Here is a 12,905-nt window from a genome sequence, read left to right on the forward strand (position 1 = left end):
GTATAAAAGCACTTCTAGAGACTCTTCTTGACAAAAATGTTCTACTCAAACACTAGTTTACGAGTTTCTGACCCTTTTGGAGTTTCTAATAACATCAAATACACTCCTGTGGGTAGTGTAAGAGAATAGTCTAGTAAAAAATCAAGATTATTTTTTTCTACACGTTCGTGCATTGTTGCGCCCGACATTAGGTTTACTATTTTTAATGTGATATTGGACTCTTCTGCCAAACTGATCTTTGTTTTAAAAGAGCCTCCATTAGGGTTAGGGTAAACAATAAATTCTTCTATAAATTCTCCTTGAGAAGCAAATTGTTCCGGAGCTTCTATAGCCGGTTGAACCAAAATAGTTTTTGTAAAATCCTGATAGCAATCTATTTGATACGATCTTAAATTAATATCATAAGGCCCTTCTTTCTCAAACTTGAGTATTAATTTTTCTTTACTTTCTAAAACAACTTCTACTCCTTCGGGAATTGTCCACTCTACAGTTTCCCCTATAGGTTCACTCACATTAACCAATATTACCTCTTCATCGGTATACGCTTGTGTTGTAATTAAAAAATCAGAATCTATTGGGGTATCAAAAACCTCAACTTCTATATCCCCGATTCCTATACATCCAAGACTGCTGGTAATTGTAGCAACATATCTTCCTGCTTCTGTAATCTCGACAGTACTTTCTGAACTTGCAAATCCATTTTCGCTAAGCCATGAATAGGTTGCTCCCGGGTCATTGATCGCAATATCAAGAACAAGGGATTGATCCTTACAAAGTGAACGTTTTTCTTCTAAATTCACTATAATAGGATCAGGATCTATTAGCTTTCCTTCATAAAATGCTTTACATCCTTTATTATCTGTTACTTCTATTCTATATGTTCCTGAGGATAATCCATTAATAAATGTAGAAGTACTACCTGTACTCCATGTATAATTATATGGTGGGTTTCCCCCTTTAATTTCTACCTCGATTTGCCCATCATTACCTTCAAAACATGTTGGAGACATTACTGATATAGGGTTTATTTCAAGTCCGCCAGGCTGATCGATTTTTACACTTCCTTCTATTTGACAGCCTTTAGCGTCTGTAACAAAAATCAAATATGTTCCAGCAATAAGATTTGATATGGTTTTAGTAGTTTCTCCATTACTCCACTCATATGTATATGGCGGTGTTCCTCCAACAACAAAAGTCGTTGCTTCTGCGTCGTCTCCATTAGCACATGTGACAACCGTATTTGTAAAAGAAATTCCTAGTTTATCCGGCTGTGATAAATATTTTGTACTATCAATAGCCTGAACTAATCTATATTGTCTGGTACCATCTACATCTGTATATGCCTCATAGGTTCCTAGTACAATACCATTTTTATCTTCTACATTTAGTGCATACATACCTACACTCTGATTCTCTATAATACTATCATTCACAGCAATATTTTGCCAAATACCTCCTATATTCTTTTTCCATCGGTAACAATAGGGCATAAAATTGGCTCTACATTCACCTGGACTAGCAATGGTATTATCAAATTTCACACCTCCCTTTGCGTGCACTACCAGTGCTCCATCCTGAAATTGATCTGGAATTCCCAGAGGAGTATTAAAATCAATGCCATCACTATATTCGTTATTGATATTACACGAAATTGGGTTATATATTTCTATAGTTACTTCAAGTGGTTCGGGTTGTTCCAGATTATATTCAATATTGGTAAAGAAACATCCATCTTTGTAAGTGGCATCATTATAGTTGGCATCTCTTGCACTTAAATTATAGACTCCTTCGCCTATCGAATGCAATATTACCTGATATCCCTGGTTTCCTGGCAATACACTTGTTATCGTTGTAGTTAGTATATTTCCAGATTCATTTTTCCATTCAAAAGTATAGCTATCATCATTTAAGGCGGTTCCTCCAAAAATGCGAACTTTAAAAAACCCATCTAAAAAACCGTAGGCAGTTGGCTCTTTATATTCTAATAATTCTACCTGTAATGGTTCATCTGGCTCTTCTATGATTTCAGACTCTACGATATCGTCTCCCAGTCTAATTTCCCCTGCTACATTTATTTGTTCTCGAGCAACACAATATACACTTCCTCCTCTAACCCTTTTACGCACCTGCACTTCATAAGTAACGGATTTTAAACCTATTATATCATGAGTACTAGTATTTGCAAAAGGAAGCCACGTTAAAGAGGACGTTCCTGCTTCTTTTATAGCAAATTCATAATTACCGGTACCACCTCCTGCTGCACTTAGATGTATTTCTCCATCGGTATTATTATTAATGTCTGTATCACCGTCATTACACCATACATCTACGATTTCTGTAACTTCAAAAGAAACCGGGGTAGGTTTACCTATATTTACAACAGCCGTATGGCTTGCATCTCCTGTGTAATATACAAATCCGTTATACCCTCCTATCATATCTAATTTAAAACCGGCAGTACTGGGTGGAAGCCCGGTTAAAGTGTAGCTGTTAGATCCATCAAGTGAAATATTAGAATATGATTCTACAGCAGCATAAATTGTATTACCATCTGGATCAGTTCCTATTGGTCTTGACATATCGCTTACAGCTATTCCCAAATTATCTCCTGGTTCTAATGCTCTGTCAAAAGTTACTCTTACTTCGCCATCAATACTATCATAACAACTAACATCTGTAGTTGTTGGAGGAGAAACAATATGAGGAGCAGATCTTCGCAATCTAAAACTAATGATATTCTCTGATGGCTTATCTGCACAAGGTAAAATCCTAAAATAAATATTTTGCCCTATTGCTGATTTTGGCAAAAAATCCTGCGGTATTGCTCTAAATATATTAGGTGTTGCCGGTAAAGGAATATTTTGCCATGAGCCATTAGGGTTAACAGCTCCAGGTGATAACTGGTATTGCCATTTATAAACTCCGGTATTAAATCCTGCAGTTGCAGTTACTTCAAACGAGTCTTCATATCCAATAATATCAGACACAGCAGAAGTATTTAATGTAATAATCGGTCGTACATTTATGATAGCATTCCCGGGTACAGCAGATGGAGTTGGTGAAAACTCGCTAAAATTATAATCTCTATAATAACATCCCGTAATATTAATATTACCATCTCTTCGTTTAGATTTACAATTACCTATTGAATTTCTTCTTCGTTTATTTGTATGAAAACGTAAGTGTACAATTTTATTGTTTTCATTAAAGGTAACCGGAGTCATTACTAAAGGTTTATTCTCATACACCCCTGGGTCAAAAATTCTTGTTTTCGTCCCATTTGCATATGTTGCTTCTATATATTGCAACCCTTTGGAGCCAGAACCACAACTTGTTCCAGGGCTACCATCACCAACATATCCTCCTATTGTAAGCTCATAACTTTGAGCAATACCAGAGGTTCCTATTAATAAGAAAAAAGTCGTAAAAAGTAAATAAACTATCTTTTTCATCTCTTAATATTTTATTTTAATCGTTTCCATAGTAGCATAGCCTCCTGCTTTTAGGAAAGGTTTTATATGGTATACATAAGTATTGTTAGGAGAAATATTAGTGTCTATCAAATTTGTTTTTGATGACAAAAGTTGTTTCCACAATACAGGTGTCTCATTTTCTTTTGATTTATATATCAATACCTCATGTACTTCTTTGGTTGTTACACGCCACGATAAGTTAATTTTCTTACTTACCCTATCTACCGTTCCCGAAAATCCTTTAATTACCTTATCTAAATCAACATTCTTAATCACAACGGTAATTGGTACAGAAGGTGCCGATACTAATCCACTATCATCCTGAGCGAAAATAGCATATCGATATCTTTGATTTGATTCTAACTCTTTGTCGATATATGAACTTATGGTATCTGTTTCGAATAATAACTGCCATCCTTTATCCGCTTCATTTGTGTTTTGGCGATACAATTGATGATGACTAACATCATCGCTTGAGCTATTAATCCATTTTAGAAATACCCCTTTATCAATTACTTTATATTCTTCAAATACTGGAGAAGAAGGTGGTACAACATCTGGTTTTTTTAAGGTAAGTTTTTCAGAATACTCAGACATATTAAAGCGCTGATCTACAGCAACAATCTGGTAATACACTTTTTTATTTAAAGATTTTACTTGAACCGTATCCTGAAACGAAGTACTTTCTATAGGAGAAATGGTTATTTGTGTCACTTCTTCATTTTTCAAGTTTCCTCTAAATATACGATACCCCAACATGTCCTTTTCTGTATTTGCCTGCCACTTTATTTGCACTACTCCCAAACTATCTACTGTACCTACTAATCCAATAGGTGCTGATGGAGGAATACTATCTATAGTTTGAACAAATGCACTTAATGAGGTACTTTTTTGATTATTTTGTCCATGAGCTGTAATCTTAAAATAATTAGAGGGTTCTGGTTTTCTAAATGTTGTTTTACGAGTATTTGGACTAATATTAGATATTACAGGTTTATATGGACCAGCTTCTTGAGCTGCCCAATTTAATTCGAAGCCAGTAATCTCTTGCTCTGCTTCTTTTAAAAAATCCCATGTAATAATTACATTTCCTTCTGTATCAAACTCATGTTTAGAAATATGCGGTGTTGCTGTTAATTTTTTAACTCCCTTAGCAGAAGCACTTTTAGAAGCTGGACTTTCTTCTCCAAATGGCGAAATCCCAATTACCCGATAGTGATATGTTTTATTATTTTGTGATATGGTATCTACATAAAACATTCGTTTTGCAGGATGGCCAGGTTTATCATTAAGGTTGACTAAAGGTATATCTCCAAGCCTATTAAAATCTGAGCCGTTTTCTGAGCGTTCTACAAAATAAGAAGTAAAAACACTCTTAAACATCTCATATTCCCAGGTTAACAAAATACTTTTATCATCGGGAACAGCAATAAGATCGATAGGAGAAGGTAAAGGTTCTGAGTGTACTGTATTAACAATAACCGAACTTGATATCTCTTTTATACTTTTTGTTTCAGGAATTCTGCTTTTTATACGGTACAAATATTCTTCTCCTGCGGTTATTGACTCATCAACGTATCCTAAAGCAGCCATTTGAGCGCCTTCAAAATTCATATCTGCCGCATATAATGAAAATGAATATCGCTGCTCTATCTCTGCAGATTTATTAATGATCTGGGCAACTCCTCCTTCTTGCATGTCTTCTACTTGAAAACCTTCACCGTATATAGCTTGAGCAATAATAGCTGCGTAATCATTTTTATGAACTATATCTTCCCATTCTTCTACAGGTCTGGGGCGAATAGAATCTTGCAAAACAACTCTTTCATATGGTGGTATTAAGAGTTTTCCTTGTTTTTTGACTGTAAATCTCTCTAAAAGATATCCATATTTATTACCTTTTAACCATACTCCAGCAGCAGTTGGTGCCCATCGTAATAGAACTTTACCATTTTGAAACCTGGCAATGATCTGAACTTCATTTTGAGAAGTATCTCCATTACCCTGGCCATAACCCAAATTAGTTATTCCAAAAAATACTATTATGTACAAAAGTCTTTTCATTAACGTATTTTCATTGGGTTTTTAAATTTGTAATATGCACTACTTCCTGTTATTCCGCCAGGAAGCTTATAGGTAAGTTTCACATTATAGTTTCCATATCTAATAAATAGATATTCGCTATCCAATATTTGTAAAGCAGGATCATTAGCAGGAATAGCGCCATCTACATAATCATTCATCACCTTATTTCTTACATCCAAATAATCAACCTTATACACTTCTGGTAAATTGTATCGATACGGAAAATTAATCGCTCTCCAATTTAGATCCACCCCGTGTTCCAGGCTAGTAAGATAATTTGAACTAATGGGGAGAGCTCTTTTGGGTATAAACCCTAAGATTGAAGGGTCTCTGCTAATCGTATACTTTTTACTTATTCCATAATATCGATATAATATAGGGTCTATATCTTCTATCAAATAATCATCTTTTAATGTAGATTCTACTACTACCAAAGATTTCTTTTCTGAATATTTATTTCCTCTAAGTTCTACAATATCAAAACCTTCATGATTTTTTATCTTAGACGTTAGATATACTACATCAGAAGTAATTTTACCCCAATCATTACCCGTAACACTTATATCTTTAACTTTTGCAGCAAAAGTTTTATATTCACTTGATTTAAATTCATAACTCAGTCTTTCTATTTCTCCTTCTTTTATTACATCTTGAGCATTGTTTTTCCGAATTTCGAGTGTATTATTTTCTCCTAGGTTTTTAGTCTCTGTACTGGTATTATCCTGATTCGAATCTTTTGAAGATTTGGTAGTACTTACTATAGTCATTAAATACTTAGTCTCTTTATCTGTTTTGGGTATAGTATAACTTACTTTATTTCCCGAATTATTATAGTTAAAAGCAGATTCCTCTATTCTTCCATTATCATCTACATATTTTACTATACTTTGCCATTGTGCATTATCAAAAAGATAATCTTGTCCTCGTTGTAATTGTATATACCCGGTATTATGTTCTCCAGAATAAAATAATTGTTGATCTACTACGGGATAGGAATATTGTATATTATGTAAAGGGATATGATCGGGGGCTGTTCCTGTGGTAAAATTTCTCTCTTCGATCTCAATAACCTTTTGTCCATCTTCCAAAATAGTTTTGAAGACACCATCTATTTTTTCCTGAAAGCTTACTTCTACAGTAGCTTTTAGTTTAGTTGCTGGAGGTAAAATATCATCAGAGATAAATGTGGCTCTATCATTCATATACCCCCACTCTAATTCTCCTATAATCTCTTTTTCGGTTTCGTCAACAACGGTAAACCTTTCTAGAATAACTTTATATGTTTTATCGCCATCATCTTCTGGAATTACAATAGGTTGATTTACTTTCATTGCAAATGTTGCTTGCGGAGCTGCAAAGACATCTACATCATTATCATTATCTTTAGGAGTAAGATCAGTAATCATTTTTATACCCCCTAATGGCGCGGCATCTTCAAACTCACATTCTTTACCTAATGTGATCTTAAATCGATAACTTCCCTTTACCAGACCTCCCAGTAAATCAAAATATCCTCCTGCATACCCTCGCATCCAAAACGGATTTGGTCCTTTGGCTTGCATTAGTATTGCTGTTCCTCCTTTTATAATCGGAATCTTTTTCTTTATAAAAAATAATTTGATTCGAATCCCTAACTCTCCCTGCAAATATGCATATGCTTGTCCGTTAGCATACCATCCATTAATCCCAACTTCATCACCTGTATTTACACAGCGAGCGTCTCCATAATCTTTAAGCATGATATCGAATCCTAAACCAGCCTGAAAACGTGCATAAAAAATAAGGAATCGTAAATCTCCTGTATCGAGTTTAAAATCACTTCCAAAGGCAAAACCTCTACCATCTCCCAATGCATTTTCGTCTCGCATATAGTCCAAAACTTCTGCTTCTACTCCAAGTATCTGAGCTACCTCGGGTGGTGGTGGTGGGCTACCGGGTATTCGATCCCCAGTCATAAAATACCCTCCCGTTTCCATAGAAAGAGGGCCTATTCCCATTTTTAAACCTAGCCTATCCGTTGGTGTTCCCATATGAACATACCATTCATCTGGAGATATATGTACAACACCCCATCCCGCACGACCTCTGGATGCTCTTCCTACGATAACACTACCTACATTAACATATAGATCCAGTGTAGCATGAAATGACTTGTTAACAAAATCAAGTTCCATAGCTAATTTTGCACTAATTGCAGCTTCTCCTACAATTTCTTCAGGATATTCTTCTGTTGCTTTATCCATGAATGTTTTGCCTGCTTTAGTGTCCATAATGCCATTTACCATTTCATTATCTACCATTCCGCTAAGCTTTTCTGAAAGTTTTGCTACAGGATTTTCAAAACTAAATGCTTTCATGGCTTGTGCTTCTCCATAAAACCCAAGTCGATTTACACCTCCACTTTTATTAAACTCTATTTCAAAACCGGCACTTACTGCAATTGCGCTTTCATCTCCGATTGCAGCAAAAACGGCTGCTTTGACCCCCAACCGTGTAGATTCATCGGGAATATAGGAAAGCCCTGAAGGTGAGAAATCAGGTCCTGCATTAGGTCTTCTACTCATTCTATAGAATGCACCACCGGCAAACCCATTTATTTGAAACGGTCCGGCTTGTATTTTTAAACCTTTTATCGCAGCATCAACATACCAGTATCTAAATTCATTTTTTCCAAAAATCGCTTTACAGCTCAGTGGTCCAAAACTACCAAACGTACCTGTGATTTCTGCAGAAAAACCATCTCCATACACAGGGTCATTATCCATTAACAATAAAGAACCTTCTAATTGTATGGCTCCCATGTCTGCTATAAGATGAATTTCAGAAATATCTAATCTGTCATATTTCCATCGTTGCTTATACTCTTTTTCTTCAAACTTTCCGAAAATTCCTAAACGAGCATCTGCAGCAAATCCTTTTCCCATCAGGTTTACCTTTAGGTCAAATTCAATTCCCGCTTCATGCTCATTTGAAGTAAAAGCAATATCGGCTATAGATACAGGGAAACTGCTTAGTTTTACTTCATCTTTATATCCGAAATAATCAACTTTCATAATCGGTGAAGTCGTTTGAAGTACCAAATTTTGAAATTCGATCCCTTTAAATTGAACCGTTTTGTCTTTATCAATTTTATTCCCTTCGTTAGCCAATGATTCTTTTTGACTTGCAGAAATAGCCATTCTTCCGTTAAGGATAGCTTTGGGTTGAAAAGAACCATCCTTTACCATTAATTCTACAGCAGAATTAGGTAATAATTCTGCTTTGGCCTGAAATACATCAAATTGTAGTGTGTCTAAAGTAGAAACAACAAGGCCATATTCTTCTTCTGATATGATTCCTTTATATCCCAGTCCCATTTCCTTATCATCGTCCTGTTCTTTTCCATTATCAGAAATCGGAAGTAAGATACGGCCACTAAAATCTGCTCCTATTAATCTATTTGAAGCCAATTCGATACCAATCTTATCAACAGAGAAAGCCCATGCCTTAGATTCTGATGTTCTTCCTGATTCTAAAGGGATTATATTTTCGGCAGCAAATTGCCCTGAAACTCCATAACTATCAATGAGTAAATTAGCAGCTTCAAAACGTACTCTATCATTTTTAGAAATGCTTTCTTTTGTTTTAAATTCTTTTGGAAGTACTACTTCTAGCGACTCAACAAATACTCCTCGCCATGATTCTTCACTGGGTAACAAAAGTCCTTTTTCGTAATAGTGCTTTGGAAAAGTAACATTTTCTGTTCTTAGGTCACTAAAATCAAATACTGCTTTGTTTAGCGAAAACATAAATTTGTCTTTCTGATTGGTCAGAACAAATGGTGTAATTCCGATCTCTACGATCAGATCATTCCAATTTGATGCTACTGCTTTAAAATTTCCGCGTACTCTATTCGGTATCTGCCTAATTTTATTATCTGCACCAGTATATGATCTCGTTTCTTCTAAAAGTTTTCCTTTCTCATCAACCGGAAGTAGCATATTACGAGAAAACTGAACTTCTCCATCCAATCTCATTTCTTTTACCCCGTCGCAATTAATTGTTACAAATGTTTTGTTTTGGGTATCACCGGTTTTAAAATCAAACCCTCCTTTTAAAGACAGTAGCCAATTTCCACCATTAAAAGGTATAAACACATCTCCAAGCAATACTAAATTAGCATCACCCATTAATCCACCCTGGTGTGAAAGTTTTACATTATTAGCTCCAAAAAATATCTCTAGAGGATCTCCTTTTTCATCTGTTTGCGGAAGAATAACTCTAACAAAAACAGTGAGTTCTGTATATTCTTTATTAAATCTGGCTTTAGTAAAACCAAGTTGATATTCGACTTCGTTTGCTATGTATTTTACTCCAACAGGTAATGTTTGTATATCTTCATTACTAAATGATGTAACCCATTTTCCTTCCTTATCTATTTCTTCAAAACCAACTTTAGCATCTTCCTTTCCTTTATTAACTAATTCTCCTGATGCATTGTATTCTTTCCGAATATTACTAAATGTAAATTCTGGAGCATAGGAGACATCTAAAACATTTTTTTTTAGAGGAAATTCTTTATCGAGTTCGGGAAATTTAACAAACTTAGAAATCGCTGTATTCTCTCTTACTACTTTTTCTCCTTTATCTGTTTTAACAGTAAGTGAATCTTTACCATTACTAAAAGGGTACAATAGTGCAGGGATTATCCAAGATAAGATTAGAAGTACTTTTATTTTCATAAAAAATAATTAAAAGTGATGGTACAATAATTATATACTTAAAATCTCTAAAACTGCTATAGCATTATTATTTATATAGGTATCTAAAAGTTTTAAAGAGTTAACATTCTGTGCAAATATATACATATGAATAGCAAATATATCCCCCTGAATCCAGTGAAAAAAGCTTGTTATTCAGTATAATTAGTGATTTTTAGGAATTATAATCAAATGCACCCAACATATGCTATGTTGTTAAAATTGAATATGAAAATCGATTACAAAAGCAGGTGTAAAGAATTAAACAATAATCAATACACCTTGCCTGTTTTGGTGTTTCAAATAGGTTATATTACTTACCAAAAGAGAAATTAGTAGTTATTTATTCCCTTTTAAAATATTGAATTAAAAAGATTACATTTTAGAAGATAGCTCTGCAAGTTGTTCGGATTTAACTTGCATATATTCACTTAATTTTTCTATTTCTTCCCCAGGAAGTATATTCATAAGGCGGTTATATTGCTTGCTAAGATCGCTACTTGCATCACTTAATTTAAGAAAAGAATCCATATCGTTTGCTTCTACAGCTTTCTTATAATTTGTCACATATCGTTCATAATCCTTTATATACTTTTTAGAATACGTATTATCTGTAGTATCAAAGGTTCCTGGTATATGTAATGTTTTATCATCAGTAGTACTTTCCTTCTTGGCAGGTTTTTTCTTTTTGGTTGATTTTTTCTTCTTTTTTGCTTCGGATTCCTCATCAACTTCTTCAATAAAATCAGATGTATCTCCTCTAGCAACTTCTACCGGCTCCAAGGTATCTGTTTTAACCTCTTTTTTGCAAGAAACTACAGATAATAATGCTAGACAAAGGAAAATAGTAAAAATAGGGGTTTTCATAATTTTAGTTTTAAGACAATATATAGTTAAATTAATGTTATAAGTAGTAACGTTAATTTAGTATTTTATTTCTTAAAAGTAACAAAAAAATTATCGTAAAAGCTCTTTTAAGCCCTTTAAATCCATTTCTTTTTGAGTTCCGGATTCCATATCCTTGACCGTAAATGTATTATTATTCATTTCAGAAGTCCCTGCAAGTACTACAAATGGTATTGCTCTTTTATTTGCATACCCCATTTGTTTCTTCATTTTGGCATTATCGGGATATAGCTCTGCTATTACTTCATCATTTCTAAGTGCATTAACTGCTTTCAGGCAATAAAACGCTTCTTCTTCTCCAAAATTTATGAATAGTACTTTTGTCGAAGGTGCAACGGTTTCTGGGAACAACCCTAATTCATCAAGAACAAGATAAATTCTATCCAAACCAAAAGAAATTCCTACTCCACTAATATCTTTTAATCCAAAAATCCCTGTTAGATCATCATATCGACCGCCACCACCTATAGATCCCATTTTTACAGTATCTGGTGCTGATACTTCAAAAATAGCTCCTGTATAATAGTTTAATCCTCTCGCAAGTGTAACATCAAGATCCAAAATTGCTGTTTCTAATGGAATCTCTTTAATAGCATTAACTATAAATTGTAATTCTTCTACTCCTTGCATTCCTTCTTCAGAAGAAGCCAACATATCTCTTAATTTATCTAACTTTTCTGATGTCGTTCCTGTAAAGTTAAAAAGTGGTTTTACACTTTCTATAGCAGTTTCAGAAATCCCTTTATTCAACATCTCCTTCTTCACTCCATCTTCACCAATTTTATCTAATTTATCCAGTGCCACCGTAAAATCAATTAGTTTATCGCTTGCTCCTATTACTTCTGCAATACCTGAAAGGATTTTACGATTATTAATTTTAATGGTTACTCCCTGAAGTTTTAGTTTGGTAAAAACAGAATCATATAGTTTGATAAAATCTACCTCTTGCCATAAAGAAGCACTTCCTACCACATCTGCGTCGCATTGATAAAACTCTCTAAAACGTCCCTTTTGTGGTCTATCTGCCCTCCATACGGGTTGCATTTGATATCTCTTAAACGGAAAATCAATTTCATTCTGGTGTTGCACAACATAACGCGCAAATGGTACCGTAAGATCATAACGAAGTGCTTTTTCGCTAATCTTCGCAGTCATTTTAATGCTATTCTTAGATGAATATAATGCTTCATCCACCTTATTTAAATAATCGCCACTATTTAATATCTTAAAAATCAATCGATCTCCTTCTTCTCCATATTTACCCATCAAGGTTTCACTATTCTCAAAACTAGGGGTTTCGATAGGATGAAAACCGAATAATTGAAACTGTGATTTAATAACATTCATAATATAACTTCTCTTAGCCACTTCTATGGGTGAAAAGTCACGTGTTCCTTTTGGTATTGATGGTTTTTGTGCCATTATCTAGTTTTTAGTAAGTATCGAATAGAATATAGATATAGTACAATACCTACCTATCTTTGTAAGCGTGCAAATATAATATTCTATTAGTACTTATAAATCATTTTAATCTGTACATAAGCAGCAATTAGTTTACTGGCAGTCAATACTATAACTACAAATCATTAACTAACCTTTACTAACTACCTGTTATTTCAAGCTGCAAATATCTAAAAAAAGTATAAAGACCTTGATCAATACTTATAAAAAATCTGGTTTTTTGAGTAACTTTAAACACGTT

5 protein-coding genes are annotated in these 12,905 nt (G+C 34.2%); all 5 read right to left on the bottom strand.

The genetic code is table 11. The features are described from left to right. Nucleotides 1-41 precede the first annotated feature (41 nt). The 5 genes from DG435_RS04170 to hisS all read right to left on the bottom strand — a co-directional run bounded on the left by DG435_RS04170 (nucleotide 42) and on the right by hisS (nucleotide 12,625). Nucleotides 42-3,452, bottom strand: coding sequence for a T9SS type A sorting domain-containing protein (locus tag DG435_RS04170; protein WP_106792138.1), 3,411 nt, complete (start codon nucleotides 3,450-3,452; stop codon nucleotides 42-44). A 3-nt stretch (nucleotides 3,453-3,455) separates the two neighbouring features. Continuing rightward, a complete protein-coding gene (locus DG435_RS04175; protein ID WP_106792137.1) occupies nucleotides 3,456-5,537 on the bottom strand; it encodes a hypothetical protein in 2,082 nt (693 codons plus the stop codon). Next, nucleotides 5,537-10,279 (bottom strand): hypothetical protein, encoded by a 4,743-nt coding sequence (locus DG435_RS04180; protein WP_106792136.1) that lies wholly within the window; start codon nucleotides 10,277-10,279, stop codon nucleotides 5,537-5,539. The genes DG435_RS04175 and DG435_RS04180 overlap by 1 nt, the downstream gene beginning before the upstream one ends. Before the next feature lie 393 nt (nucleotides 10,280-10,672). Continuing rightward, nucleotides 10,673-11,164 carry a hypothetical protein gene (locus tag DG435_RS04185; protein ID WP_106792135.1) on the bottom strand — a complete coding sequence of 164 codons (492 nt, stop codon included), beginning with the start codon at nucleotides 11,162-11,164 and terminating at the stop codon, nucleotides 10,673-10,675. A 90-nt stretch (nucleotides 11,165-11,254) separates the two neighbouring features. Next, on the bottom strand, nucleotides 11,255-12,625 hold the full coding sequence (gene hisS, locus DG435_RS04190; protein ID WP_106792134.1) for a histidine--tRNA ligase: 1,371 nt from the start codon (nucleotides 12,623-12,625) through the stop codon (nucleotides 11,255-11,257). Between the last annotated feature and the right edge of the window lie 280 nt (nucleotides 12,626-12,905).

This window comes from Aquimarina sp. Aq78, assembly GCF_900299525.1.
GTDB lineage: Bacteria > Bacteroidota > Bacteroidia > Flavobacteriales > Flavobacteriaceae > Aquimarina.